Below are 23,255 nucleotides of genomic sequence, written 5' to 3' on the forward strand. Positions count from 1 at the left end.
GCCGCTGCCACCGCAGCGGCCCTTTTCGTTGCGGCCTATTGCGCGCGCTGCATCAACTCGATGCGGTTGCCGAACGGGTCGTTGACATAACATCTGCGGTAGCCGGCAAGCGGCTCGTCCTCGGCGATCGTCACGCCGCCGGCTTCGAGCCTGAGGATCATCCGCTCGAGATCGTCGACCAAAAAGGCCGGATGGGCCTTGCGCGCCGGCACGAAATCCTGGTCGATGCCGAGGTGCAGGCGGATGCTGCCCCGCTCGAACCAGCAGCCGCCACGGCCAAGCAGATTGGCGGGCTTGGCGACCTCCGTCAGCCCGAGCAACCCGCCATAGAAGCCGCGCGCCAAGTCTTCGCCGCCTTCCGGTATCGCAAGCTGCACATGGTCGATGGCAAGCAGCCGGCCGGTCGATGTGGACTCGGGTCCGCCGTCCGTCACTGCGCGTGCAGGTGATAGATCTTGTTGACGATCAGCCAACGGCCGTCGATCTTCACCAGCGACAGGTAATCGGAGAAGCGCTCTCCGGCGAAGCTGTCGATGACCTTCACCGTGGCGGCGTCGCCGGTGATGTCGATCATCTGCACGTCCATTTCCGGCTGTGTTCCGGGTGGTGCCGCACCGGTATCGAGGATCGCCTTGATGAAGCCGTCACGCGTCATCCATTCGAGCGCGCCCTGGTAGTTGCCGATGATCGCCGCATCGGGATGGAACGCCTTGCGCAGCGCCCCTTCGTTGGCAAATGCCATGCCGTCCACATAGAGGTGCACCACTGCACTGATCGCCTGCTCGTCGGACATCCCGCTCCTCCCCAGTTGCTTGTTGCTCAGAGGTAGTGCGTTCAGCGGGAATTTCGATGGGCATTCTCTCCGCTGCGGGAGCGGAGAGAAATTTTGGCTCAACGATTGGTGAGTGCCAGCGAGGCGTCGGTGTAGCGTTTTCCTGCGACCAGGGTCGGCGAGAGTGCGTCGGACAGCCGGGTGGTTTCTTCGACCGTGAGCCGGATTTCCGCAGCGGCGGCGTTCTGCTCCAGATGGTCGAGCTTGCGGGCACCCGGGATCGGCACGATGAAATCGCCTTGGTTGATGACCCAGGCGAGCGCCAGCTGGGCGGCGGTCACGCCCTTCTCCTCGGCCAGCGCCTGCAGCGTCTCGACCAGTCGGACGTTGGCGTCGAAGTTCTCCGCCTGGAACCGCGGCAGCGAGCGGCGAAAATCGTCGGCTTCCAGATCCTCGGCTTTGCGGATCGCGCCGGTCAGCATGCCGCGTCCAAGCGGGCTGTATGGCACGAAACCGATGCCGAGTTCGCGGCAAGTGGCAAGCACGTCTTCTTCCGGATCGCGCGTCCACAGCGAATACTCGCTCTGCACCGCGGCGATCGGATGAACCTTGTGGGCGCGGCGGATGGTGGCGGCACTCGCTTCCGAGAGACCGAGCGCGCGCACCTTGCCCTCGCGCACCAGCTCGGCCATGGCGCCGACGGTGTCCTCGATCGGTACGTCAGGGTCGACGCGGTGCTGGTAGTAGAGATCGATGACATCTGTGCCGAGCCGCTTGAGCGAGGCTTCCGCTACCGCCTTCGCATGCTCCGGCCGGCCGTCGACGCCCCTGATCGCCTGGACGCTCGGCACGCCGGTCTCGATGCGGAAGCCGAACTTGGTGGCGATGACCACCTTGTCACGCACCGGGCCGAGCGCCTTGCCGACGAGCTTTTCGTTCTCGAAGGGACCATAGACTTCGGCCGTGTCGAAGAAGGTGACGCCGAGATCGACGGCGCGCTGCAGCGTGCGGATCGATTCCGCTTCGTCCGCAGCGCCATAGGCGAAACTCATGCCCATGCATCCAAGGCCGATGGTGGAGACGGTAAGCTCACTTCCGAGTTTGCGGGTCTTCATGTCGTGTCCTTTATGGCTGCCATGCGTCGGAGCTAGCGCGTTGGGAGCGCACGTCTATCGTCCGAGGCATGAAATGGTGGGTGGCACCGCCGCCCACGCCCTTTTGTGGCGGCGCGACGGGTTCCTCTGCCTCATCGCCAGACGAGCTCCTCGCTTCGTCCTGACGCTGGCGACATGTGAAGAATAGGGCTCGATGGGGCGGCTGAAAATCACTGTCAATTCTCACGGGCTGTTCTATTATTTCGATCAATGAACAGAACACAGCTCTCCCAACTCGCGGTATTGGCCGCCGTCGCCGCCCACGGCAGCTTTCGTGGTGCCGCGCGCGAACTGGGCGTCGCACCTTCGGCCGTCAGCCACGCCGTCGGCAGCCTCGAGGCGAGCCTCGGCATTCGTCTGCTTGCCCGCACCACCCGCAGCGTCGCCCCGACGGAGGAGGGGCGCCGGCTGCTCGAACGGTTGGCGCCGGCGCTCGACGAGATCGCCCATGCACTGGAGGCAGCCGCCGACGCCCGCGAGCGCCCGGCCGGCAATCTGCGCATCACCGCACCGCGGTTCGCTGCCGATCTGATCCTGGCGCCGCGCCTGGGCGCCTTCCTGGATCGGTATCCCGAGATCGTGCTCGAAATCGCCAACGAGGACGGCTTCACCGATATCGTCGAAGAAGGTTTCGACGCCGGCATCCGGCTCGGCGAGAGCCTGGAGGCCGACATGATCGCGGTGAAGGTCGGCCCGGAGCTGGAAAGCGCCGTCGTCGCGTCTCCCGAATATTTCCAACGCTATGGCCGGCCGCAGCACCCGCGCGACCTCGCGCAGCATCGCTGCATCCGCCGGCGCTTCTCCAACGGCACGCTCTATCGCTGGGAATTCGAGAAGCATGGCGAGGAATTGACGGTATCGGTCGAGGGACCGCTGATCCTTGGCGAGGACCGGCCGATCATCAAGGCGACAATGGGCGGCGCCGGTCTCGCCTATCTCTTCCTCTCACGGGTCGAGACCGCGATTGCCGAAGGGAAGCTGGTGCGCGTCATGGAGGACTGGTGCGCGCCCTATGCCGGCCCCTATCTCTACTATCCGAGCCGCCGGCAGATGCGGCCGGCACTGCGCGCTTTCATCGACTTCTTCCGGCACAGCGGATAGCAGCCGGCGCAAAATCGGGTGGCGGGACGGGACCGGATCTGGAATGCCATTGGTTTCGTGTCTTGATGAGAGGAAGGCCTATGAAAAAGCCCGGTTCGATGAAGGGTCTTGAAGATCTCGGCCGGGTGCGGCTTTCTCGAAACTTCTTCTTTCGCGATTTCCTGCATTCGGAAATCGCCGACTTCTACCGTATCCCGAACATTCCCGATGATCCGGATCTGGCGATCGAGGCCGGGCGGCGTCTCTGCGAGGAACTGCTGGAACCGCTGGAAGCGACCTTCGGCCGCCTCGTCATCCGCTCGGGCTACCGCAACCGCGCCGTCAACGGCTTCGGCAATGCCAATGGGCTCAACTGCTCGACCAATGCGGCCTCTGCCGCCGACCACATCTGGGACATGCGCGATGCCGACGGGTGCATCGGCGCCACCGCCTGCATCGTCATTCCCTGGGTCTGGGATCGACGCGGCGAGATCGGCGGCTGGCAGTCGATCGCCTGGTGGATCCACGACCATCTGCCCTACGCCTCGCTCTGCTTTTTCCCAAAGCTATGGGCTTTCAACATCCAGTGGCACGAGCGGCCGGCGCGCCGGATCATGAGCTTCGTCGAGCCGCGCGGTGTCCTGACCAAGGCCGGCATGGAGAACCAGGCCGGCCGCCACGCCGAGGCCTATGCCGGGTTTCCGGATTTGAGGGCCGCGCCGATATTCACCTTGTAGCGCACGTGCTCGTCGGTGCCGGAGTAGCGGTCATAGAGCCGCCGCGCCGTCGCATTGTCGGCCTCGGTGTACCAGTAGAGCCGGTCCCAGCCCTTCTCCTCGCAATGCGCAATGAGACCGTCGATCATCGCCCGCGCCACGCCCTGGCCGCGCGCTGCAGGATCGACATAGAGATCCTCGATGTAGCATATCGACCGGCGAAAGAAGGTGGCGAGCTGCTCCTGGCAGATCGCAAAGCCGACCACCTGCCCGTCGAGCATCGCCAGCCGCGCAAAGAGCGGTGCGGCGGGATCCATAAGCCTCTTCCAGGTGAGGTCGATGATGTCTTCGGCGAGATCGGTGCCGGAAAAGGCGACATAGCCAGCCCAGAGGCGGCGCCAGTCCGCCTCGTCGCCGCCAGTCGCGGCGCGTATCGTCAATGCCATTGTGTGGTTTTTGCTCCCGTCACTCACCGACGTCGTTGAGTTTTTGCACCGCCTCGTCCGACAACTTGAGTTCCGCGGAGCGAATGAGGCTTTGCAATTGCTCAAGGCTGGTGGCGCTGGCGATCGGCGCTGTGACGCCCTTGCGTGTCCGGATCCAGGCGAGCGCGATTTCCGCCTGGGTCGCGCCCGTGTCGGCCGCGATGTCGTCGAGAACGCCAAGGATGCGCATGCCGCGTCCGTCGAGATATTTCTCGACTCCGCTGCCGCGCACGGAGCCTTCGAGGTCCTTGTGGGTGCGGTATTTCCCCGAAAGGAAGCCCCGCGCCAGCCCGAAATAGCTGATGACGCCGATCTCCTCGGCGATGCAGAGGTCGCGCAGCGGTCCTTCGAATGCGTCGCGGTCGTAGAGATTGTATTCCGGCTGCAGCACCTGATAGCGGGGCAGGCCCTGGTTGGCGGACACGTCGAGCGCCTCGCGCAGTTGCAGCGAGTTCAGGTTGGAGGCGCCGATCGCCCGCACCTTGCCTTCGGACAGCAGCTGGTCGTAGGCCGCAAGCGTCTCCTCGTAAGGCGTGTCGGGGTCTGGCCAGTGCGAGAGATAAAGATCGATATGGTCGGTCTGTAGCCGCTTCAGCGAATCTTCGACCGCCTGCAGGATCCAGCGGCGCGAAAGCCCCTTGCGGTCGGGGCCGAGCTCCGAGCCGACCTTGGTGACGATGACGGCCTTGTCGCGCGACCGGCCCGACTGTTTCAGCCACTTGCCGATGATCGTTTCGGACTCGCCGCCCTGATTGCCGGGCGCCCAGGAGGAATAGACATCGGCGGTGTCGATGGCATTGAAGCCGGCATCGAAAAAGGTGTCGAGCAGCGCGAAAGAGGTCTTCTCGTCGGCGGTCCAGCCGAAGACATTGCCGCCGAAGACGAGGGGCGCGATTGTCAGGTCGGTGCGGCCAAGTCTCAGTTTTTCCATGGTTTCGCTCCATTGGACTGGATGAGGGCATGTTGCGATCGGGAGGATTGCGAAGGAAAGATAGGGCAGAAAAGCTGACATTGTCACCCGCCTTTCGGCAATTTTCTGCACGTCGTACTTCTTCGCCAAACCGCTCACTGCCGCTTGCTAGGTACGTACCTCGGCGCTAGTCTCTGCCACCAAATCAGGGAGCCTTGTCATGTTACGTTTCGGAATTCTGTCCACGGCCAGGATCGGCCGCGACCTCGTCGTGCCGGCCATTCAGGATGCGGAAAACGCCGTCGTCTCGGCTGTCGCCAGCCGCGACTTCGCCAAGGCCCGGGCAATGGCCGATCGCTTCTCCGCGCCGCACGCCTTCGGTTCCTACGAAGAGATGCTCGCTTCCGATGTCATCGATGCGGTCTACATTCCGCTGCCGACGGCGCAACATGTGGAATGGTCGGTCAAGGCCGCCAATGCCGGCAAGCATGTGCTTTGCGAAAAGCCGATTGCCCTGCGCGCCTCTGAGATCGACCAGCTCATCGCCGCACGTGACCGCAACGGCGTCGTAATCGCCGAAGCCTTCATGGTCACCTATAGCCCGGTCTGGCGAAAGGTCCGCTCCCTAATCGCCGAAGGCGCGATCGGCCGGCTGCGCCACGTCCAGGGCGCTTTCACCTATTTCAACCGCGACCCCAACAACATGCGCAACATCCCGGCGCTCGGTGGCGGCGGCCTGCCGGATATCGGCGTATACCCGACGATCACCACCCGCTTCGTCACGGCCAAGGAGCCGGTGCGCGTTCAGGCAAACACCGATCGCGATCCGGAATTCGGCACGGATATCTATTCGAGCGTGCGCGCCGATTTCGGCGACTTCGAGCTGAGCTTCTACATCTCCACCCAGTTGGCGGCCCGCCAGGTCATGGTCTTCCATGGCGACAAGGGCTTCATCGAGGTGAAGTCGCCCTTCAACGCTGACCGCTATGGCCGCGAGGAAGTGGAGTTGACGAACCAGAACCACGCCCAATCCCAGCTTTTCCGCTTCCAGGACGCGCGCCAGTACAAGCTCCAGGCGGAGGCTTTCGCCCGCGCGGCCAAGGGCGAGGACGAGGAAGTGGTGACGCTGGAAAACTCCCGCCTCAATCAGAAATTCATCGACGCGATCTACCGCGCCAGCGCCAAGGACGGTTGGGAGACCATCTGATCAACGGAAAGGGCCCGCTGGTTTTGCCGGCAGGCCCCTTCCTCTTCATCTCCAGCGATCATCCCGTCAGGCAATCGCTGCCTGTTCCCGCGCAAGGCCGCGCAGCTTGAAGATCAGAAAGTCGGCGACCGTGATCAGGCCGATGACGATGAAGCCGATACCCGCGACAGTGAGGAACGGGTAAGCCGCGACCAGCAGTGCTACGCTTGCCACCTGCCAAAGGATGTCGCCAGCGATGCTGACGCGTGCCGCTGCTGCGACCGGCCCGCCGTTGCGCGCCGCGGCAAGGTGGAAGATCCCCCAAAATACCAACCCGACGCCGAGGATCTTCATCATCGGCGCTGTCGCGGCGGGGCTGAAGAGCGAAGCAAGCGGGGCGGCAAAAAGGATCAGCACGGCGCCGACGGCAAGAGAGTAGACGCCGTCGGCAAGGAAGGTCTTGTTGAGCAGGCTGCGGTTCGAGAGGTTCATCGTCGGCTCCATCGGTTTGTCGATGACCGGAGATTGCCGGTTCGGTGTCATCAAACCAATTACCTCTGAGGTAATGGATTTTACGACCGGCGCGCGCCACTCTCCGGCAGAACGGAGAATCACGATCCATGCAGTTTGGTGAACATCTGAAGGAATGGCGCGGGCATCGCCGCATGAGCCAGCTTGATCTTGCGGTTGCCGCCGGCATCTCGGCGCGCCACCTGTCCTTTCTCGAAACCGGCCGCTCGAAACCGTCGGAGGGCATGATCCTGCGGCTGGCCTCCGTGCTGGAAGTCCCCGCTCGCGACCAGGGCACGCTGTTTTCGGCAGCCGGCTATCGACCGCGCATGGCGACGCGGCCCGCCGCCGGGCTGGACGCCATGCCGCCGGTCGTTGCCAATGCCATCAGGCTGATCCTGGCGCGCCACGATCCCTATCCGGGGCTGGTGCTCGATCACGAGTATACGCTGCTGGTCGTTAATCCGGCGCTGGCGAGCTTGGCGGTTGCCGCCGACATTCCGTTCCAGCCCGGCGAGAACTTTCTCGACACGTTTCTCGGTGACGACAATGTGCGCAAGCTGGTCGTCAACTGGGAGGCCGCGGCCGCCGATCTGGTGCAGCGGGTCAGAACCGAAGCCTGGCTGCAGGGGCCCCGCAGCCGCCTCGGCAAGCGCCTGGAAAAAGCGGCGTCCAATCCGGCCGTGGCGCGTGCGACCGAAAACCATCCGGACACTGACCGGTTGCCGGTGCTGCCGATCGAGCTCGACATCGGCGGCTTGCGCTTAAGCTTCATCACCACGCTTCAGACCTTCGGCTCGACCCAGGATGCGCTGGTCGAGGGGGTGCTGATCGAATCCTTCTTTCCGGCCGACGAGGAGACCAGGGCGTTTTTCGAACGCAAGGGATGATCGGCTATCGGTCGCGCTCCAGGCCGATGGCAATCGCGCCGCAAATCATCAGCGCGACGCCCATGTTGTAAGCGCCGATCGCTGCCGCCGCCTGGATCCAGTCGCCGTTTGCGCCGGCAAGCGCCAGCAGCCCCGTGCCGGCGAACAGGCAGGCGCGGGCGGATTTGAGGCCGCATACGGCAATGCCGAGGACGAAGGATGCGGTGACGATCATGAGGCCCGCTTATCCCCTTAGGAGTTGATGATGATCATGCCGCTGATGATCAGCGCGGCGCCGAAGGCGTAGCGCAGCGTCACCGCCTCGCCGAGAAAGACGGCGGCAAGCAGCGGCACGATGCAGAAGGTAAGCGCCATGAAGGAATAGGCGATCGTCAGTGGCACCGACTTGATCGTGAAGATCCAGATGATCGTGCCGATGCCATAGACGGCGAGCGCAATCAGCAGGGTGGGGCTGAGGGCCAGAGCCAGGAGCCCCTGGGCACTGGCATTCCCGGTCTTCGCGCTTGTCAGCTTGAAGAGGATCTGCCCGGCCGAGATCAGCACCGGCGTGAAGAACAGCCCGAACCAGACGGTGGGCGTGAGATTGAGGTTCATCGCCATGCCTCACTCCGCCGCGGCAGTTCTGTCTTCGCAATAGAAGATATCGCGGCCGATATCGACGCATGTGTGCTCGGCCGGAACGGGATGCATCGCCCGCAGGAAGGAGTGGGTATAGGGAAAGAAATTGAAGTGCGGATTGAAGGTGTAGCGGTACTCGCGCTCGCGCGGCACGACGATGATCAGGCGCCGGCGAGTGACCCGGCGAAGCTCGGCGATCGCCTTGCGGTAGTCGAGAATGTGCTCGATCACATGCGTGCAAACGACCGTGTCGAATTCGCCGTCCGCAAAGGGCACGTCCTCGATCATCGCGGCGTGATATTCGATGCCTTCGATCCGGGCCGCATCGTCGATGGCGAAGTCGACACCGGCGAGGCGTTTAAGGTCGGGCTTGGCTTCCCGGATACGCTTCAACAGAACGCCGGTGCCGCAACCGACGTCGCAGACGCTGTCGCCGACGACGCTTGCCGCGATCTTGCGCACGCAGGCTTCGGAATTGTCCGTTCCCTCGTGCACTCTTGGGTGCTGCCGGTAGAGGTCCTCGTACTCGTTCGCCGACAGGAACGGCGCCCGTGCGCGAAAGTCGGCGAGATGGGCGATGTGCTTGCCCCAGGCGAGGCTCGCCATACCCTTGAACAGGCGCGAATCCCTGAGGATCGGCGGCATGACGTCTTCGATCAGGAAGCGTATGCGGTTGGTCGTTTCCCGGTTCATCCGCGGCGCTCCCGCACAATGCGTGGTGCCGACTGCAAGCCGGCTTCCTGGTCCTCGCCCCGGGGCAGAGCGACGCCGCTATCGACCTTCTCCAGCGGCGCAGCCCGTACCGGTGTCGCGATGTAGTGCAGCCGGAGCTGCTCGGTGCGGGCGCGCGAGACCGAATCGAGGATCAGGCCTGCGGTGAACATGATGATCGACATCATCAGCATGGCCAGCGCGAGGACCCAGGTCGGCATGCGCGGCACGAGGCCTGTGGCGAAATATTCGAGCAAGACAGGCATCATGAAGCCGATGCTCGTCGCAAAGAACGCCATGGCGATCACGCCGAAGAACGTGAAGGGCCGCGTTTCTTTCATGAGCATGGCGAAGGTCCAGAGGATCTTGGCGCCATCCTTGTACGTCGACAGCTTGGAATGGGAACCTTCCGGGCGCCGGCCATAGTCCAGTTCAAGCTCCGCGACCGGCAGTTTGAGACGCGAGGCATGGACGGACATCTCCGTTTCGATTTCAAAGCCGTTGGAAATCGCCGGGAAGCTCTTGGCGAAGCGGCGCGAGAGCACGCGGTAACCGGAGAAGATGTCGTTGAAATCGGTACCGAAAATTTCCCGGTACAGAATGTTGAAAAGCCTGTTGCCGAAGGCGTGACCCTGCCTGCCGGCATCGTCGTGAACGCCGCGCCGCGTGCCGACGACCATGTCGGCGCGCTCGGTGATCAAGGTGCGGATCAGGTCTTCCGCATCGGTCGGGCAATAGGTGCTGTCGCCGTCGGCCATGACATAGATGTCGGCGTCGATATCGGCGAGCATGCGGCGCACCACGTGCCCCTTGCCCTGCCGGCGTTCACGTACGACGGTCGCGCCGGCAAGCATCGCCTTCAACGCCGTGCCGTCGGTCGAGTTGTTGTCGTAGACGTAAATTCGCGCCGTCGGCAGTGCCGTCTGGAAACCCTCGACCACCTGTCCGATGGTCGATGCTTCGTTGTAGCAAGGCAGGAGAACGGCGATGTTGAAGCGGTCGAACATCAAGGTGGCTCGGTTGCTGTTGGATCGCGCCATCATAGGATCAGGGTGTTAACAAGACGCCAAGGTGCGCCGCGCGGGCCGGTCGAAGCGACCGGCCTCGCCGCCGCGCGCTTTACGCTTTCTTGATCGCAGGGACGTAAGATCCACGCGATCTAGTGGGCGGGAACCTATGTCGAGCGGAATGGCGGCACTACCGGAAATGGCGACTACGCCCAGGCAGCGGCGGCTCTCGTCGAGCCTGCTTGGGATGGTGCTCGCCTATGGCGTGCCCACGGTTCTTTTCCTCGTCACCCAGTTCATGCGGGCGCCGGATTATCTCGGCCGCGACAATGACGATGCCATGCGCCTGGTCGAGGTGCGCGACCTCCTCGCCGGACAGAGCTGGTTCGACCTCACCCAGCCCCGCCTGGGGCTCGAGGGCGGAACGCTGATGCACTGGTCGCGCCTGATCGATCTGCCGATCGCCGGGCTCATGTCGATTTTTCGGCCTTTTGTCGGCGTGGAGCAGGCGGAAGTCCTGGCGCTTGCGATCTGGCCGATGGCGCTCGCGGTCGGGCTGCTTGCGGCGATGGGGCTCGCCGGACGCCGTGCCGGCGGCACGGTCGCCATGCATTTCTGCCTGGGGCTGACCGCGATCTTCATCGCCACCTCGAACCGTTTCCTCGGGGGCGCCATCGATCACCACAATGTGCAACTGGTGCTGGCCGCGGTCATGGCGGCGATGCTCGTCGATCGACGGTATCGTGCCCTAAATTATGCGCTTGCGGGAGCGGCGGCCGCACTCGCGATCGCCGTAGGTGCCGAAACCACGCCACTCGTGGCGGTCGTCTGCGCAATCGTTGCCTGCCAGTGGCTCTGGGCCGGCCAGACGGCCGCGCGTTCGACCGTCGCCTTCGGCCTGTCGCTGACAGCCGGCCTCAGCGTCATCTTCTTTTCGACCGTGCCGCCGCGCCTCTATTTCGTCGCGACCTGCGACAATCTCTCGATCGCCTTCTATTCGCTGGCGCTGACGGGAGGCGTCCTCCTCGCGCTCGCCGCCGCCACTGTCAGCCACCGCGCGCCAGCGCTGCGCTTCGGCGCGCTCGCTCTCTGCGGTCTCGTCGTCGCCGCGGTCGCCCTGTCTGTGGCGCCGCAATGCCTCGGCAATCCACTGGCCGGTCTCGATCCGCTGCTCATCGAGCTCTGGCTCGACCATATCTCCGAAGCCCGTTCCGTCACGCTGATCGCTGTGCAGGAGCCGACCAATACCGGCGCCTACTATTTCACCGGCGCCTTTGCCTCGGCCATCTGCCTCTGGCGCATCTTGCGTCGCGACCGGATCGATCTCCATCTGGTGCTCCTTGCCTTGGTGCTTTCGAGCCTGGCGATCGCCCTCGTCCAGGTCCGCGGCATGGCATTTTCCAACCTGCTCGCCATCGTGCCGATGGCCCTGCTGCTTACCGACCTGCGTGCGCGGTCGAGCGGCGGAACGGCTGGCGCCCGCGCCTCCCTTCTCTATGTCGGAGCACTGCTCGTTTCCGTTCCGGCGATGTGGGCCGTTGCCGGAACGCTTGCGGAAAAGGGGATCAGCGGGTTTGCTGCCGCGGAAGCAGCGGTCACGAACGGCGAGGCGTGCCTGACCGACGCCGCCCTTGCCGATATTGGGCGGCTGGCGCCGTCGCTGGTCGTCGGACCGTCGGATATCGGCGCGACGCTGCTTCGCCGCACCGAACACCGCGTGCTCAGCGCGCCCTATCATCGCAATGCCGCCGGCATGCTCCGCGAGCTGAAGATCGGCCTGGCCGAGCCTGGAGCCGCCGCCGTCCTGTTGCGCCAGCTCGGGCAGCCAGTGCTCGCCTTCTGCGCCGTTGACGCTCAAACGCAGGTCATAGCTGCCCGCGCTCCGCGTGGTCTCTATGCGGATCTCGCCGCCGGGCGCGTGCCGGCATTCCTGTCGCCCCTGCCGGTTTCGGAAGGCTCGCCCATCCGGCTCTATATGCTTGCGCCTTGAGCGCCACGCCCCTGGCGCGTGGAAAGCGTGAGGGATGTGCTGGCCTTCGGCGAAGGGTGCGGTAAAAGAGGCGATGGCCTCTTTCTTCGACAGCGATTCTCCGAGCAACCTCACCGAATACTCGGTGTCCGAGCTTTCGGGCTCGATCAAGCGAACGGTCGAACAGGCCTTCGACCAGGTGCGCGTGCGCGGCGAAATCTCCGGCTATCGCGGCCCTCATTCGTCGGGCCACGCCTATTTCGCGCTCAAGGACGATCGGGCGCGCATCGATGCAGTCATCTGGAAGGGTACCTTCTCGCGCCTGCGCTTCCGTCCGGAAGAGGGCATGGAGGTGATCGCGACCGGCAAGGTCACGACCTTCCCGGGCTCGTCGAAGTATCAGATCGTCATCGAGATGATGGAACCGGCCGGCGCCGGCGCGCTGATGGCGCTGCTCGAAGAGCGCAAGCGCAAGCTCGCCGCCGAAGGGCTGTTCGACGCCAATCGCAAGCGGCAGCTGCCCTATATGCCCAAGGTGATCGGTGTCGTGACGTCGCCGACCGGTGCCGTCATCCGCGACATCCTGCACCGCATCGCCGACCGCTTTCCCGTCCATGTCGTCGTCTGGCCGGTTCGCGTGCAGGGCGATGGCTCGGGTGACGAGGTTGCAGCGGCGATCCGCGGCTTCAACGCGATCGAGCCCGGCGGGCCGATTGCGCGGCCGGATGTCCTGATCGTCGCGCGTGGCGGCGGCAGCCTCGAAGACCTCTGGGGCTTCAACGACGAGGCCGTCGTGCGCGCCGCCGCCGCCTCCGGGATCCCGCTGATTTCGGCCGTCGGTCACGAGACCGACTGGACGCTGATCGACTATGCCGCCGACCAGCGCGCGCCGACGCCGACGGGTGCAGCGGAAATGGCGGTGCCGGTCAGGGCCGATCTCGAAGCCGGTCTCTCCGGCCTGTCGGCACGCCTCAAGTCGGCTGTCGGACGCCAGATGGACAATCGCCGCCAGGCGGTGCGGTCTCTGGCGCGGGCGCTGCCGTCGCTCGACCAGTTGCTGGCGCTGCCGCGCCGCCGTTTCGACGAGGCTGCACTCGGGCTCGGGCGCGGGCTCACGATGAACACGGCCAACAAGCGCCGTCAGTTCGAACGCGTGTCTGCCGAGCTGCGTGCCGACCTTCTCAAGGGCAAGCTTTCCGAGCGTCGCCAGCGCCTGGTCGACGCCATGAACAAGGCCGACCGCATCGTCGAGCGGCAAGTCCATCGCGGCGAGGCGCGGGTTTCTGCGGCCGACGCTGCGCTGCGCGCCTTACCCTCGCGCCTCATCGGCCAGATCCATCGGGCATCCGATCGCGTCGCCGGGCTTGCTGCCCGGTCCGATGCGGCCGTGCGCGCAGACGTGCGACGCCTGCGCAGCGTCATCGTCGCCCAGGATCGCATCCTGCAGTCGCTTTCCTATCGCAACGTCCTGCAGCGCGGATTTGCGCTGGTGCGCGATGCCGAAGGCGGGCCGGTGCGCCAGGCTGCATCCGTCTCGGTCGGCATGACGCTCAGCCTGGAATTTGCCGACGGTCGCGTGTCGGCGATTGCCGGCGACGGGGAGGGCGAGCCAGGTTCTCCGCCGACGGCGCCCCGCAAGAAGCAGCCGAAGCCCGCAGACCCGGCGGGAGAGCCGCCGAAACAGGGTAACCTGTTCTAGCGCGTCATCCCGCTGTCATGCCGACGACGTAGCGCCAGCGTTCGCAAGAGAGTGACGGAGCCCGGCATGGTCGAGCGAGCCAAGATTATCTTCATCCACGGCGCTTCCAGCAGCGGGAAATCGACGCTGGCGCGGGCGGTCCAGGCGCAGATCGGCGCGCCGTTCTGGCATGTTTCGATCGACCATCTTCGCGATTCGGGGATGGTGCCAATGGAACGGTTCCGCCGCGGCGATTTTCGTTGGAAGGAACACCGGGCGCGCTTCTTCGACGGTTTTCACCGCTCGCTGGTCGCCTATGCGTCAGCCGGCAACAATCTCCTGCTGGAGCACATTCTCGAAGAGCCCGGCTGGGCGTCTGAGCTCGCGGTGATGCTTCAGCCGTTCGATGTGTTTTTTGTCGCGCTTCACTGTGAACTCGACGAACTGGTCCGGCGCGAACGGCTTCGCGCCGACCGGCCGATCGGCAGCGCCGCAGATGATTTTCACCGCATTCACGTCGGACAGTGTTACGATCTGGAGCTTGGTTCGGGACAGGCCGCCGATGACGCCGCCGCGCAGTTGATTTCCGCATGGTCGGTGCGCCGCTCGCCCTCCGTCTTTGACACACTGGCGCTGGAAGCCCGGCCAGGATCGGGCAAATCCCCGTTCTGAAGAAGGCGGCTGCTGGCGGTCTAGGGAGCGAGCGTGTCCGCTCGCATGACTGCCTCCTCGGCGCGGCCTGACGGTCGCGAAAAACGGCATTGTATTCGGTTGATTTTTAAGCTCATTTTCCCGGCGACGGATCTTGATTCCAGATCGATATGTTAGGAACACCGCATGCGCATCCTGCTCGTGCTTGCCCACCCGCTCGAAGACAGTTTTGCCGCGAACGTGGCGCGTGAGGCGCGCGCCGCCTTGGAGGCGAGCGGACATTCGGTCGACTTGCTCGATCTCTATCGCGAGGATTTCGATCCGCGCCTCAGCGTCGCCGAGCGCGGCAGTTACTTCTCCGACACCTATGATCGGTCAGGCGCGGCAGACTGGATCGGCCGGCTGCAGGCGGCCGATGGGCTGGTGCTCGTCTTCCCGCAATGGTGGTTCAATTTTCCGGCGATCCTGAAGGGCTTCTTCGATCGCGTCTTTGCGCCGGGCATCGCCTTCGACAACGACCCGGCCGGCGGCCGCATCATCCCGCGGCTCCACAATATCAAGCTCTTCTGGGCGCTGACGACGACCGGCTCGCCCTGGTGGGTGGTGCATCTCTACATGGGCAATCCGGTGAAGCGGCTCTTGAAGCGCGGCATCGCCGCCTTCTGCGCCAAGGGACTGAACTTCCGCATGCTCGCGCTGCACGACATGGACCGGGCGACCGACGCCAAGCGCAAGGCGCATCTGCAGCGTGTCCGTCGGCTTGCCTCCAGTTTGTGATCGCGGCTACTCGAAGGTCGCGAGATATTTGCGCAGCAGTGCGTTGAGCACCACGCGTTCCTCGGGCGACAGCGCGGAAACGACGCGATGCTGGTTGGCCACATGCGCGGTCGCGGCCTCGTCGACACGGCGCAAGCCCTCGTCCGTCAAGGCGATGATCACCCCCCGCCTGTCCTCGGGATTGGCGATCCGTTCGACGAGCCCGGCCTTTTCAAGCTGGTCGATGCGGTTGGTCATGGTGCCGGAGCTGACCATGGTCGTATCCAAAAGGTCTCCGGGCGAAAGCCGATAGGGCGGTCCGGACCGACGAAGCGTCGCGAGCACGTCGAAGCTCGACGCATTCAATCCGCGCTCGGAAAACGACTTCTCGATTTCCCGGGCGATATGTGTCGAAACCCGTGAGAGCCGGCCAAGCAGGCCCATGGCCGAAACATCGAGGTCCGGCCGCTCCCGGTGCCATTGGGCCAAAATCCTGTCGACGCGATCCATCAAACCCTCCATGCATTTATCTCAGCATAGAGTATCTTGACTTAGAGATAAACCGCGTTATCCTCATTTTATCTTGATATAGAGATTCTTGAGGTAAAGATATGAGTTCGAGCCGCACCGTCGACCTTGCCTTGACCGCGCTGGCACCGGCCATCTGGGGCAGCACCTATCTTGTCACCACAGAGTACCTGCCGTCTGGCTATCCGTTGACGGTCGCCATGCTGCGGGCGCTGCCGGCGGGGTTGCTCCTGCTCTTGATTGTGCGGCGCCTGCCGGACGGTATCTGGTGGCCGCGGACCTTCGTGCTCGGCGCGCTCAACTTCTCCTTCTTCTGGGCCATGCTGTTCGTTTCCGCTTACAGGCTGCCAGGCGGCGTCGCCGCAACCGTCGGTGCCGTTCAGCCGCTGATCGTCATCCTGTTGTCGCGCGTCTTCCTGGGCTCGCCGATCCGCCTGCTCAGCGTGGTTGCCGGCCTTGCGGGCATTGCCGGCGTCGCCCTGCTGGTGTTGACGCCGGGCGCCGCGCTCGATCCGCTCGGGGTGCTCGCTGGTCTCGCCGGAGCCGTCTCCATGGCCTTCGGCACGGTGCTGAGCCGCCACTGGGCGCCGCCGGTTCCGCCGCTCACCTTCACTGCCTGGCAATTGGCCGCCGGTGGCCTCATGCTCGTGCCGGCGGCGCTGTTCTTCGAGCCGTCGCTGCCGCCGCTGACCACCGCCAACGTCCTCGGTCTCGCCTATCTCGGCCTGGTCGGCGCCGCCTTCACCTATCTGCTCTGGTTCCGCGGCCTGTCGCGCCTCGAACCTTCTGCCGTCTCGCCGCTCGGTTTCCTGAGCCCGGTCGTTGCCATCCTGCTCGGCTGGGGCGTGCTCGGCGAGCAACTGACGCCGGTGCAGGCGCTCGGCATCCTTGTCGTCTTCGTCAGCGTCTGGCTCAGCCAGCGCGCGCAACTCGCCCCCAAGGTGCGACCGGCGCGGGCCTGAAAGCAGGGCTTGCAACCACAGCGCATGCGCTTCACATTGCCGGCAACGTCAATCCTCAAAGAAGCGCACGCCCTGATGACCGAGCATCTGACGCCAGCGCTCTATTCCGATCTCCTCCGTTTCGCGAGGCGGCAAAGCCGCCGTGCGGCCGAAGCGGAGGATTTGCTGCATGAGGCGCTGATCGTCGCGCTCAAGGCAGGGCGTTTTCCAACCGGCGGCGATCGCGCCTGGTTCTGCGGTGTTCTCCGCAAGCTCGCAGCGATGCAGGCGCGCACCGCTGCTCGCCGTTTGCGCCGGGAGCTGCAAGCGGACGTTTCCGAAGCGGAAGAGCGGCGCTCTGGCGATCCGCTGGCCTTCGCCGTCACGCTTTCCCCGAGCCTCAGGATCGTGATGCTGCTGGCGATCGGCGGCCACAATCGCCTCGAAATCCGTCATCTCCTCGGCATTTCCGATGAAGCGCTGCGCCAGCGCATCCTGATGCTGCGCCGGGCCTGGCGCGATGCCGGCCATGTCGAGACCAATCTGGAGTTGACCGGACTTCGCTATCCGCTCGAAAGCGGCCGTATTCGTCAGGCCCTGCTGCCGGTCACCCGCGGCGGCCGCGCCGCCTTTGCCAGCCACGATCCGGACGGCCATCTCTTCGCGATCAATTTTTCGCCGCGCGTGTCTCACGAAACGGCAACCGGCGGCAACAAGCCGGCGTAACAAACACAAGGGAAGCAACCAATGTTGTCGAAACCACGTATCGGGGCCATCTGCTACTTCGTCTCGGATCTCACCCGCACCGAAGCCTTCTACCGTGATGTTCTGGGTCTCAACGTCCAGCGCATGGAGGACGACGAAGCCGGCTCCTGGCTGATGGCGAAGATAGAAGACGAGGTCGAGTTGATCTTCTTCGTCGTGGAGAGCAAGCCGGGCAACACACCGATCGTTGTGTTCGATCTCGCCGAGGGCGGCATCGACGATGTGGTCGCGGGCCTCGCTGAAAAGGGAACCACCATCGTCACGCCGGTGAGCCATGCGCCCGGCGGCTGGTCGGCAGAATTCGCCGATCCCGATGGCCACGTGCTGTCCCTCTACCAATCGGCGGAGATGCCGCGTCTGAAGCGGGCTGCCAACGGCTGAAGGGGCAATTTCCCCAATAGAAAAGGCCGCCGCATGTGTTGCGGCGGCCACAAGCCTTTCAGGTCGGACGAGACCGGGGAGGGGCCGTGATCAGGCCCATTCACCCTTTCGCATGACCGGAACGCGGCTACCATCGGCGCGCACGCCGTCGATGTCGACCTGGCCCGAACCGATCATCCAGTCGATGTGGATCAGGCTGGAATTGCCGCCCTGGGCGCGGATCTGTTCCGGCGTCAGCTTGGTGTCGTCGACGAAGCAGCCGGAATAGCACTGGCCGAGCGCGATGTGGCACGAGGCGTTTTCGTCAAACAGCGTGTTGTAGAACAGGATGCCGCTTGCCGAGATCGGCGAGGAATGCGGCACCAGAGCCACTTCGCCGAGCCGGCGCGCGCCCTCGTCGGTGTCGAGCACCTTGTTCAGTACTTCCTCGCCGCGCGATGCCTTGGCTTCGACGATCCGGCCGCCCTCGAAACGCACCTGGATGTTGTCGATCAGCGTGCCCTGGTGCGACAGCGGCTTGGTCGAGGAGACATGGCCTTCGACGCGCAGCGCATGCGGCGTCGTGAACACTTCCTCGGTCGGGATGTTCGGGTTGCAGGTGACGCCGTTCTTGGCCTCCGATGCGCCGCCGCACCAGAGATGGCCATCGGCAAGCCCGACGGTCAGATCGGTGCCCGGGCCGGTAAAGTGCAACGCGGCAAAGCGCTCGCCGTTCAGCCAGGCCGAGCGCCGGGCGAGGTTGGCGTTGTGCTCCTTCCAGGCGGCCACCGGATCGGCGACATCGACGCGCGAGGCGGCGAAGATGGCGTTGGCGAGCTTCTCGACGGCAACCTCTTCCGGGTCGTTCGGGAAGACGAGCTTCGCCCAGGACGGGTTCGGGTAGGAAACGATGTTCCAGTTGATGTCGAAGTTCGAGATCTTTTCGAGCGCCGGCTTATAGGCAATGGAATTTGCCTTGTTGGCCCGCGCCACCTTGGCCGGATCCTGCGCCGAAAGCATCATCGGGTTGTCGCCGGAGATCGCAAGCCGCGCTGCACCACCGGCGAAAGCTTCGGCCATGCCCTTGAACAGCCAGTCGCTTGCCCGGTCGAAGCTCTCGTCCGGTGCATAGGCATAACGCGAAAGCGTCGTGTCCTCGTCCGAATAGAGAGTCGTCACGAGGCCTGCACCGGCCTTGTAGGCGTGCTTGGTGATAAGGCGAACAAGCGGCATCGCCGCGACCGGCGCAGTCATGACAAGGTCCTGACCGCGCTGAAGCTGCAGGCCGACCTGGATCGCGACTTCCGCGAGCTTGTCGAGTTTCACCGGGTCGATCGGATCGGGCGTATTGGCGGGAAAGGTCATGATCTACCTGTCTTTCTGAAATCGGAAGAAGAAGACTTAGAGCGCTTTGCGGCGAAAATGAAGGCTGAGCCCGGGAGGTTTAGTGCAATCAGCGCGCGCCGAGCCCCGCACGCACCCGCTCGACATTGCTCCTGTGCACAGCCTCATAAGGCGCGAAATAGAGGATCGCGCCGGAGGCGATATCCTCGGCGGCGAATTCCTTGAGTGCGCCGATGGCAGCACCGGTCGCGATCGCGCGGGTCAGCCGCTCGAGATAGCCGCGATTGGCATCGATCAGTTTCGGTCCGTAGCCGCCGCTGGCGATGCGTTCGCGGTCGCCATGGGCGGGTAGAATCCGAGCAATCGGCCATTGCCGCAGGCGCTTGAGTTCCGCGATGTGCGTCGCCGTCTGATCAGCCTCGCTGATGAAGGTCGTCGTATCCTCGAGCGTATCGCCCGCCAGCAGCAACTTCTCCTCGGGCAGCCAGATCACGTTGCCGTCGGCGCTATGGATGGCGAAGTGATGCAGTTCGACCCGGCGTGCGCCGACGGTCAGTGCAAGCGTCTCGTCGAACAGGCGGTTCGGCATCACGAGGGGCTGGATCGGCGGCGTCGCCGTTTCGATCTTCTCGCGGTTTTCTTCAAGTTTCGCTGCCGTCAGCTTGAGGGCGATGATCTCGCAATCGGCAAAGACCGCATTTCCGGCCACATGGTCCTTATGCCAATGGCTGAGCACGACGCGGATCGCGGTGACGCCAAGGCTTTCGAGATGGTTGCGGATCGCCCGGGCGTGATCGAGCGAGATATGCGTGTCGTAGACCAGCGCTTGCGTGCCGTCGACGATGGCATAGGAGGCGACGCCGAGTTCGTAGGCGCCGTCATCGAGCCAGTTCGCCGCCTGCGAATAGAGCCGCACTCCGGCAACGCGCCCGTCATAGTAGGCATAGACGCCGGGATAGGGCTCAAGAACCGTAAGGGTCGAGATCATGTCGGTCACAAGGCGCTCCTCCAGCATGGCTTGCGCCCTGTCATAGAGCAGGCGCGCGCCAAACTGAAGGACGGCGTGATCTCGCGCTCTTCGCTATGCCTGTCCGGCGCGCAGCAGGTAGGCGTCGTGCTCCCTGAGGAAGGTCATCAGCCGCTCACCGTAATCCGGCGTCACGGCCGCCTTGACGCTCGGCCGCTCGGCGAGCGCCTTGCGCCAGGCGCCGACACGATCGAGTCCGTCGAAAATGCCGTGATCTGCAAGCGTGTCGAAGAGATCGAAGTAACGGAAGATCGGTGCGAAGACCGCATCGACGAGCGAAAATTGTGTACCGGCAAAGTAGGGACCTTCGCCAAGTGCCGCTTCCATGGTCACAAGTTTGCCGGCCACCGCCTGGCGTTTCTGTTCGTAGGTTTCCCGGTCCTGAGCAGTCTCGAAGCCCCAGAGATCCGAAAGGATCGACGAGCCGAATTCCATCCAGCCGCGATGACGGGCGCGCTCCAGCGCATCTTCGGGGTGAAGCTTCGGGCCGGCTTGGCTTTCCTCGACATATTCGGCGATGACGGAGCTTTCAAACAGTACCTTTTCGCCGCTCTGCTGCGGCACCTGCAACAGCGGCACCTTGCCGAGCGGCGAGATTTTCAGGAACCAGTAGGGCTTGGCCTTGAGGTCGATATAGGTCCGCTCGAAGCGAACGCCTTTTTCGTCGAGCGCGATCGAGGCACGCTGCACATAGGGGCAGAGATGGTGGCTGACGAGGGTAAGCATGGCAATCTCCCGGTTGAGGTAAAGTAGATGCATATGCATGTATGTGGGCTTGCTTCGACTTTCAAGATGGATGTAATTGCATCTATGAGCAAAGAGACGAAAATCGACGAGAAGGGCCCTGGCCCCGAAACGACCGCGGCCTGGATCGGCCTGATGCGCGCACGGGAATGCGTGCTTGCTCGGATCGAGGCCGATTTCAAGGGGGCCAGCCTGCCACCGCTTGGCTGGTACGACGTGTTGTGGGAACTGGTTCAGGCCGAAGACGGCCGGCTGCGGCCCTTCGAGATCGAGGCGCGCACCTTGCTCGCGCAGTATAACTTGTCGCGCCTGATCGATCGCCTGGTCAAAGAGGGGTTGGTCCGTCGCGAAGCCTTCGACGCCGACGGTCGCGGCCAATGGGTTGTCGTCACCGAGGCCGGAAGGGCGCTGCGCGTGCGCATGTGGCAGACTTATGGGCCTTCGATAGAGGCCCATGTCGGCGCCCGGCTGACAGAAGCGGAGGCGCGGCAGCTCGCGGGGCTGCTGGCGAAGCTCAGGTAGAGCACGTCAGTTCTCAAACAGGGTACCGGCGAACGATCGGGTAGCGCCTTCCAGGCAAGTTACCCCTCACCTTAGCGCTCTTCCTGCAGGGGGGAGAGGGGGCGTGCTGGCGTGCTGTTCGTAGCGCCGCCGACCGGAGCCGTCACAGGAGAGGGAGGTCGTCGTTGCTGAGACGAACGGGACCATGCGTCTCCGTCGCCCCGCTCGCGGGGAGAAGGTGGCCGGCAGGCCGGATGAGGGACCCCGACGGAACGAGCGTCAATCTAGGACGCCGTCGTCGCCTAGCTGCTCAGCCCGAACGACTTCTCCAGCGCTTCCCAGGTCTCGTCCATGGCGAAGGTGCCGGAGAGATAGGGAATGGCCACGTGTCCATAGAGCGGCGAAAGCTGCCACTCGGCCGTTTCCTCGTCGACCCCTGCGATCTGCTGCAGGTAGATCGTCGAGACGAGGCCGGTGCGGTCGGCGCCGGCCTTGCAGTGGATCAGAAGCGGCTTTGGCGCGTCCCTGAGGATCGCCATCAGCGCGTCGGTTTCCTTGCGGTCGATCTCGGCCGAAGCGGACATGGGGAAGTTGATGAGCCGGATACCGTTGCGCTCGGCGGCGGCAACCTCATCGCGATACCAGCGCTCGTCCAGCTTTTCGCCGCGCAGGTTGAGAATGGTGCGGATGCCGTAGGCCTTGGAATAGGCGGCGATCGCCTCCGGCGTCGGCTGTGCCGAACGGTAGACCTCACCGGCCACGAGCGTATGGAAATTGCCGGTCCACTGAAGACCGACGAGGTAGATGACCAGGGCCGCGACGAGCGCAGCCGTGCCGACGGCGAGGCGCTTCAAAAGACGCTTCGCGCTGGGAAATCTTGCAAATGCCATGTGAGAGACCCGACGCCGTTCGAAGGCGGGCGTGCATGCAAAAATTGCACATTTCGTCCCCGCATCAGCGGCTCGTATAAGGCATCTGTGATATTTTGATGGCAGCGCCTCAGGCGATGAGCGGTGCGGCGATCGCCTTTAGCGTGGCCTGGGCGTCGCGGGGTGCAAGCCGCACCTGCAGACCGCGCTGTCCGCCATTGATGTAGACCTGCACTTCGGCAAGTGCGGCCTCCTCGATTGCCGTCGGCACGTGTTTTTTCTGGCCGAACGGGCTGATGCCGCCGACATGGTAACCGGTCAGCCGCTCGGCATCCGCCGGCTTCATCATCGCCGCCGACTTGCCGCCGAAGGCGGCGGCGAGCTTCTTCATGCTGACCTCACGATCCGAGGGAACGACGCAGCAGACCGGCTTGCCGTCGACTTCAGCCATCAGCGTCTTCAGCACCCGGCTCGGATCCTCGCCGAGCGCCTCGGCCGCCTGCAGGCCGACGCGCTCCGCATTGGGATCATAGTCATAGGCATGCACGCTGAAGGTGACACCGGCCTTCGAAAGCATCTGCGTGGCGCGCGTGGTCTTCGACATCGTCGTCGCTCCAAATGGGGGTCAGGCTTTGGCGAGTACGGCCTCGTAGAGGTCCGGCTTGAAGCCGATCAGCAGATTGCCGTCCGCTTCGAGCACCGGACGCTTGATCATCGAGGGCTGGGCGAGCATCAGCGCAATCGCCTTCTGTTCGTCGAGGCCCTGCCTGTCGGCCTCGTCGAGCTTGCGGAAAGTCGTGCCGGCGCGGTTCAGCACCGTTTCCCATCCGGCCTCCTTGCACCAGCGCTCGAGATGCGGGCGGTCGATGGCCTCGGCCTTATAGTCGTGGAAGCGATAGGCGATGCCCCGGCCGTCGAGCCAGGTGCGGGCCTTCTTCATCGTGTCGCAGTTCTTGATGCCGTAAATCGTAACCGTCATTCCCATGCTCCAGCCGCAGCGAGCAATTCCGAACGGCCGCGCCGCTGGGAATCGCGCAATTTCAAAGCGTGGCAGGAGTGATAGCCGCCCGATGCGCGGGAGGG

The 23,255-nt window shown here is 64.2% G+C and carries 29 protein-coding genes; 12 read left to right on the plus strand and 17 right to left on the minus strand.

Annotation, left to right across the window (positions count from 1 at the left end; genetic code table 11):
* Positions 1-35 precede the first annotated feature (35 nt).
* From ASD01_RS28200 to ASD01_RS28210, 3 genes are all read right to left on the minus strand, one after another.
* Positions 36-434: a VOC family protein gene (locus ASD01_RS28200; protein WP_051659680.1), complete on the minus strand. Its 399-nt coding sequence runs from the start codon at positions 432-434 to the stop codon at positions 36-38.
* The gene (locus ASD01_RS28205) at positions 431-793 is read right to left on the minus strand and encodes a nuclear transport factor 2 family protein (RefSeq protein ID WP_034804642.1); all 363 of its coding nucleotides are present in this window, start codon (positions 791-793) and stop codon (positions 431-433) included. Before ASD01_RS28205 ends, ASD01_RS28200 begins: the two co-directional genes overlap by 4 nt.
* A gap of 98 nt (positions 794-891) precedes the next feature.
* Positions 892-1,887 (minus strand): aldo/keto reductase, encoded by a 996-nt coding sequence (locus ASD01_RS28210; RefSeq protein WP_034804639.1) that lies wholly within the window; start codon positions 1,885-1,887, stop codon positions 892-894.
* A gap of 249 nt (positions 1,888-2,136) precedes the next feature.
* Between ASD01_RS28210 and ASD01_RS28215 the strand changes: the two genes are divergently transcribed.
* Together ASD01_RS28215 and ASD01_RS28220 are read left to right on the plus strand one after the other, a co-directional pair.
* On the plus strand, positions 2,137-3,027 hold the full coding sequence (locus ASD01_RS28215; RefSeq protein ID WP_034804636.1) for a LysR family transcriptional regulator: 891 nt from the start codon (positions 2,137-2,139) through the stop codon (positions 3,025-3,027).
* An 80-nt stretch (positions 3,028-3,107) separates the two neighbouring features.
* Positions 3,108-3,743 (plus strand): hypothetical protein, encoded by a 636-nt coding sequence (locus tag ASD01_RS28220; protein ID WP_034804634.1) that lies wholly within the window; start codon positions 3,108-3,110, stop codon positions 3,741-3,743.
* On the opposite strand, the gene ASD01_RS28225 is transcribed toward ASD01_RS28220, so the two are convergent.
* Positions 3,695-4,168 (minus strand): GNAT family N-acetyltransferase, encoded by a 474-nt coding sequence (locus tag ASD01_RS28225; protein ID WP_034804631.1) that lies wholly within the window; start codon positions 4,166-4,168, stop codon positions 3,695-3,697. The two genes, ASD01_RS28220 and ASD01_RS28225, sit on opposite strands and share 49 nt — an antisense overlap.
* Before the next feature lie 19 nt (positions 4,169-4,187).
* Positions 4,188-5,138, minus strand: coding sequence for an aldo/keto reductase (locus tag ASD01_RS28230; protein ID WP_034804629.1), 951 nt, complete (start codon positions 5,136-5,138; stop codon positions 4,188-4,190).
* Positions 5,139-5,337: 199 nt separating this feature from the next.
* On the opposite strand from ASD01_RS28230, the gene ASD01_RS28235 reads away from it, so the two are divergent.
* Positions 5,338-6,324, plus strand: coding sequence for a Gfo/Idh/MocA family protein (locus tag ASD01_RS28235; RefSeq protein ID WP_029742452.1), 987 nt, complete (start codon positions 5,338-5,340; stop codon positions 6,322-6,324).
* 66 nt (positions 6,325-6,390) lie between these two features.
* Here ASD01_RS28235 and ASD01_RS28240 read toward each other — a convergent pair whose 3' ends face one another.
* The gene (locus ASD01_RS28240) at positions 6,391-6,846 is read right to left on the minus strand and encodes a hypothetical protein (RefSeq protein ID WP_051659679.1); all 456 of its coding nucleotides are present in this window, start codon (positions 6,844-6,846) and stop codon (positions 6,391-6,393) included.
* A gap of 77 nt (positions 6,847-6,923) precedes the next feature.
* On the opposite strand from ASD01_RS28240, the gene ASD01_RS28245 reads away from it, so the two are divergent.
* A complete protein-coding gene (locus tag ASD01_RS28245; protein WP_034804627.1) occupies positions 6,924-7,703 on the plus strand; it encodes a helix-turn-helix domain-containing protein in 780 nt (259 codons plus the stop codon).
* Positions 7,704-7,707: 4 nt separating this feature from the next.
* Here the strand turns inward: ASD01_RS28245 and ASD01_RS28250 are convergent, their stop codons facing one another.
* The 4 genes from ASD01_RS28250 to ASD01_RS28265 are packed head-to-tail and all read right to left on the minus strand — an operon-like array spanning position 7,708 to position 10,072.
* A complete protein-coding gene (locus ASD01_RS28250; RefSeq protein ID WP_034804625.1) occupies positions 7,708-7,917 on the minus strand; it encodes a hypothetical protein in 210 nt (69 codons plus the stop codon).
* 17 nt (positions 7,918-7,934) lie between these two features.
* The gene (locus ASD01_RS28255; RefSeq protein WP_234798717.1) at positions 7,935-8,303 is read right to left on the minus strand and encodes a DMT family transporter; all 369 of its coding nucleotides are present in this window, start codon (positions 8,301-8,303) and stop codon (positions 7,935-7,937) included.
* Positions 8,304-8,306: 3 nt separating this feature from the next.
* The gene (locus ASD01_RS28260; RefSeq protein ID WP_034804623.1) at positions 8,307-9,014 is read right to left on the minus strand and encodes a class I SAM-dependent methyltransferase; all 708 of its coding nucleotides are present in this window, start codon (positions 9,012-9,014) and stop codon (positions 8,307-8,309) included.
* A complete protein-coding gene (locus tag ASD01_RS28265) occupies positions 9,011-10,072 on the minus strand; it encodes a glycosyltransferase family 2 protein (protein WP_049811024.1) in 1,062 nt (353 codons plus the stop codon). The genes ASD01_RS28260 and ASD01_RS28265 overlap by 4 nt, the downstream gene beginning before the upstream one ends.
* Positions 10,073-10,208: 136 nt before the next feature.
* Here ASD01_RS28265 and ASD01_RS28270 point away from each other — a divergent pair, with 136 nt between their 5' ends.
* The 4 genes from ASD01_RS28270 (at position 10,209) to ASD01_RS28285 (ending at position 15,114) form a co-directional block, all read left to right on the plus strand.
* Complete coding sequence (locus tag ASD01_RS28270) at positions 10,209-12,029, plus strand: hypothetical protein (RefSeq protein ID WP_034804621.1); 1,821 nt, start codon at positions 10,209-10,211, stop codon at positions 12,027-12,029.
* Between the two features lie 73 nt (positions 12,030-12,102).
* Complete coding sequence (gene xseA / locus ASD01_RS28275; RefSeq protein WP_034805207.1) at positions 12,103-13,707, plus strand: exodeoxyribonuclease VII large subunit; 1,605 nt, start codon at positions 12,103-12,105, stop codon at positions 13,705-13,707.
* Positions 13,708-13,773: 66 nt separating this feature from the next.
* Complete coding sequence (locus ASD01_RS28280) at positions 13,774-14,358, plus strand: chloramphenicol phosphotransferase CPT family protein (protein ID WP_051659678.1); 585 nt, start codon at positions 13,774-13,776, stop codon at positions 14,356-14,358.
* Between the two features lie 165 nt (positions 14,359-14,523).
* Positions 14,524-15,114: an NAD(P)H-dependent oxidoreductase gene (locus ASD01_RS28285; RefSeq protein WP_034804619.1), complete on the plus strand. Its 591-nt coding sequence runs from the start codon at positions 14,524-14,526 to the stop codon at positions 15,112-15,114.
* A gap of 6 nt (positions 15,115-15,120) precedes the next feature.
* On the opposite strand, the gene ASD01_RS28290 is transcribed toward ASD01_RS28285, so the two are convergent.
* Entirely contained in the window at positions 15,121-15,615 is a 495-nt protein-coding gene (locus ASD01_RS28290; RefSeq protein WP_090426724.1) for a MarR family winged helix-turn-helix transcriptional regulator, read from the minus strand.
* Between the two features lie 89 nt (positions 15,616-15,704).
* Between ASD01_RS28290 and ASD01_RS28295 the strand changes: the two genes are divergently transcribed.
* The 3 genes from ASD01_RS28295 (at position 15,705) to ASD01_RS28305 (ending at position 17,708) form a co-directional block, all read left to right on the plus strand.
* Positions 15,705-16,583: an EamA family transporter gene (locus ASD01_RS28295; RefSeq protein ID WP_034804613.1), complete on the plus strand. Its 879-nt coding sequence runs from the start codon at positions 15,705-15,707 to the stop codon at positions 16,581-16,583.
* A 75-nt stretch (positions 16,584-16,658) separates the two neighbouring features.
* Complete coding sequence (locus tag ASD01_RS28300; protein ID WP_034805190.1) at positions 16,659-17,288, plus strand: RNA polymerase sigma factor; 630 nt, start codon at positions 16,659-16,661, stop codon at positions 17,286-17,288.
* A gap of 21 nt (positions 17,289-17,309) precedes the next feature.
* On the plus strand, positions 17,310-17,708 hold the full coding sequence (locus ASD01_RS28305; protein WP_034804610.1) for a VOC family protein: 399 nt from the start codon (positions 17,310-17,312) through the stop codon (positions 17,706-17,708).
* A gap of 90 nt (positions 17,709-17,798) precedes the next feature.
* On the opposite strand, the gene ASD01_RS28310 is transcribed toward ASD01_RS28305, so the two are convergent.
* The 3 genes from ASD01_RS28310 to ASD01_RS28320 form a co-directional block, all read right to left on the minus strand.
* Entirely contained in the window at positions 17,799-19,052 is a 1,254-nt protein-coding gene (locus ASD01_RS28310; protein WP_034804607.1) for an aminopeptidase, read from the minus strand.
* 88 nt (positions 19,053-19,140) lie between these two features.
* Positions 19,141-20,019, minus strand: a complete 879-nt coding sequence (locus ASD01_RS28315) for an MBL fold metallo-hydrolase (RefSeq protein WP_034805188.1) — start codon at positions 20,017-20,019, stop codon at positions 19,141-19,143.
* 93 nt (positions 20,020-20,112) lie between these two features.
* Positions 20,113-20,784 carry a glutathione S-transferase family protein gene (locus tag ASD01_RS28320; RefSeq protein WP_234798718.1) on the minus strand — a complete coding sequence of 224 codons (672 nt, stop codon included), beginning with the start codon at positions 20,782-20,784 and terminating at the stop codon, positions 20,113-20,115.
* Positions 20,785-20,868: 84 nt separating this feature from the next.
* Here ASD01_RS28320 and ASD01_RS28325 point away from each other — a divergent pair, with 84 nt between their 5' ends.
* Positions 20,869-21,324, plus strand: coding sequence for a MarR family winged helix-turn-helix transcriptional regulator (locus ASD01_RS28325; protein WP_234798719.1), 456 nt, complete (start codon positions 20,869-20,871; stop codon positions 21,322-21,324).
* Positions 21,325-21,605: 281 nt separating this feature from the next.
* Here the strand turns inward: ASD01_RS28325 and ASD01_RS28330 are convergent, their stop codons facing one another.
* From ASD01_RS28330 to ASD01_RS28340, 3 genes are all read right to left on the minus strand, one after another.
* Positions 21,606-22,193 carry a dual specificity protein phosphatase family protein gene (locus tag ASD01_RS28330; protein ID WP_060644812.1) on the minus strand — a complete coding sequence of 196 codons (588 nt, stop codon included), beginning with the start codon at positions 22,191-22,193 and terminating at the stop codon, positions 21,606-21,608.
* 109 nt (positions 22,194-22,302) lie between these two features.
* A complete protein-coding gene (gene ybaK / locus ASD01_RS28335) occupies positions 22,303-22,776 on the minus strand; it encodes a Cys-tRNA(Pro) deacylase (RefSeq protein WP_034804568.1) in 474 nt (157 codons plus the stop codon).
* Positions 22,777-22,797: 21 nt separating this feature from the next.
* Entirely contained in the window at positions 22,798-23,151 is a 354-nt protein-coding gene (locus ASD01_RS28340) for an ArsC family reductase (protein WP_034804565.1), read from the minus strand.
* Positions 23,152-23,255 lie beyond the last annotated feature (104 nt).

It is taken from the genome of Ensifer sp. Root423, from assembly GCF_001426275.1.
Lineage (GTDB): Bacteria > Pseudomonadota > Alphaproteobacteria > Rhizobiales > Rhizobiaceae > Ensifer > Ensifer adhaerens.

Excerpts from the sequence above, each read along its gene's own strand:
- ASD01_RS28225 (WP_034804631.1), bottom strand. The coding sequence starts at position 4,168 with ATGGCATTGACGATACGCGCCGCGACTGGCGGCGACGAGGCGGACTGG.
- ASD01_RS28270 (WP_034804621.1), top strand. The coding sequence starts at position 10,209 with ATGTCGAGCGGAATGGCGGCACTACCGGAAATGGCGACTACGCCCAGG.
- ASD01_RS28340 (WP_034804565.1), bottom strand. The coding sequence starts at position 23,151 with ATGACGGTTACGATTTACGGCATCAAGAACTGCGACACGATGAAGAAG.
- ASD01_RS28285 (WP_034804619.1), top strand. The coding sequence starts at position 14,524 with ATGCGCATCCTGCTCGTGCTTGCCCACCCGCTCGAAGACAGTTTTGCC.
- ASD01_RS28255 (WP_234798717.1), bottom strand. The coding sequence starts at position 8,303 with ATGGCGATGAACCTCAATCTCACGCCCACCGTCTGGTTCGGGCTGTTC.
- ASD01_RS28220 (WP_034804634.1), top strand. The coding sequence starts at position 3,108 with ATGAAAAAGCCCGGTTCGATGAAGGGTCTTGAAGATCTCGGCCGGGTG.
- ASD01_RS28265 (WP_049811024.1), bottom strand. The coding sequence starts at position 10,072 with ATGGCGCGATCCAACAGCAACCGAGCCACCTTGATGTTCGACCGCTTC.
- ASD01_RS28240 (WP_051659679.1), bottom strand. The coding sequence starts at position 6,846 with ATGACACCGAACCGGCAATCTCCGGTCATCGACAAACCGATGGAGCCG.
- ASD01_RS28330 (WP_060644812.1), bottom strand. The coding sequence starts at position 22,193 with ATGGCATTTGCAAGATTTCCCAGCGCGAAGCGTCTTTTGAAGCGCCTC.
- ybaK (WP_034804568.1), bottom strand. The coding sequence starts at position 22,776 with ATGTCGAAGACCACGCGCGCCACGCAGATGCTTTCGAAGGCCGGTGTC.
- ASD01_RS28310 (WP_034804607.1), bottom strand. The coding sequence starts at position 19,052 with ATGACCTTTCCCGCCAATACGCCCGATCCGATCGACCCGGTGAAACTC.
- ASD01_RS28320 (WP_234798718.1), bottom strand. The coding sequence starts at position 20,784 with ATGCTTACCCTCGTCAGCCACCATCTCTGCCCCTATGTGCAGCGTGCC.
- ASD01_RS28290 (WP_090426724.1), bottom strand. The coding sequence starts at position 15,615 with ATGGAGGGTTTGATGGATCGCGTCGACAGGATTTTGGCCCAATGGCAC.
- ASD01_RS28325 (WP_234798719.1), top strand. The coding sequence starts at position 20,869 with ATGAGCAAAGAGACGAAAATCGACGAGAAGGGCCCTGGCCCCGAAACG.
- ASD01_RS28250 (WP_034804625.1), bottom strand. The coding sequence starts at position 7,917 with ATGATCGTCACCGCATCCTTCGTCCTCGGCATTGCCGTATGCGGCCTC.
- xseA (WP_034805207.1), top strand. The coding sequence starts at position 12,103 with ATGGCCTCTTTCTTCGACAGCGATTCTCCGAGCAACCTCACCGAATAC.
- ASD01_RS28305 (WP_034804610.1), top strand. The coding sequence starts at position 17,310 with ATGTTGTCGAAACCACGTATCGGGGCCATCTGCTACTTCGTCTCGGAT.
- ASD01_RS28260 (WP_034804623.1), bottom strand. The coding sequence starts at position 9,014 with ATGAACCGGGAAACGACCAACCGCATACGCTTCCTGATCGAAGACGTC.
- ASD01_RS28235 (WP_029742452.1), top strand. The coding sequence starts at position 5,338 with ATGTTACGTTTCGGAATTCTGTCCACGGCCAGGATCGGCCGCGACCTC.
- ASD01_RS28210 (WP_034804639.1), bottom strand. The coding sequence starts at position 1,887 with ATGAAGACCCGCAAACTCGGAAGTGAGCTTACCGTCTCCACCATCGGC.
- ASD01_RS28205 (WP_034804642.1), bottom strand. The coding sequence starts at position 793 with ATGTCCGACGAGCAGGCGATCAGTGCAGTGGTGCACCTCTATGTGGAC.
- ASD01_RS28295 (WP_034804613.1), top strand. The coding sequence starts at position 15,705 with ATGAGTTCGAGCCGCACCGTCGACCTTGCCTTGACCGCGCTGGCACCG.
- ASD01_RS28245 (WP_034804627.1), top strand. The coding sequence starts at position 6,924 with ATGCAGTTTGGTGAACATCTGAAGGAATGGCGCGGGCATCGCCGCATG.
- ASD01_RS28215 (WP_034804636.1), top strand. The coding sequence starts at position 2,137 with ATGAACAGAACACAGCTCTCCCAACTCGCGGTATTGGCCGCCGTCGCC.
- ASD01_RS28300 (WP_034805190.1), top strand. The coding sequence starts at position 16,659 with ATGACCGAGCATCTGACGCCAGCGCTCTATTCCGATCTCCTCCGTTTC.
- ASD01_RS28315 (WP_034805188.1), bottom strand. The coding sequence starts at position 20,019 with ATGATCTCGACCCTTACGGTTCTTGAGCCCTATCCCGGCGTCTATGCC.
- ASD01_RS28230 (WP_034804629.1), bottom strand. The coding sequence starts at position 5,138 with ATGGAAAAACTGAGACTTGGCCGCACCGACCTGACAATCGCGCCCCTC.
- ASD01_RS28280 (WP_051659678.1), top strand. The coding sequence starts at position 13,774 with ATGGTCGAGCGAGCCAAGATTATCTTCATCCACGGCGCTTCCAGCAGC.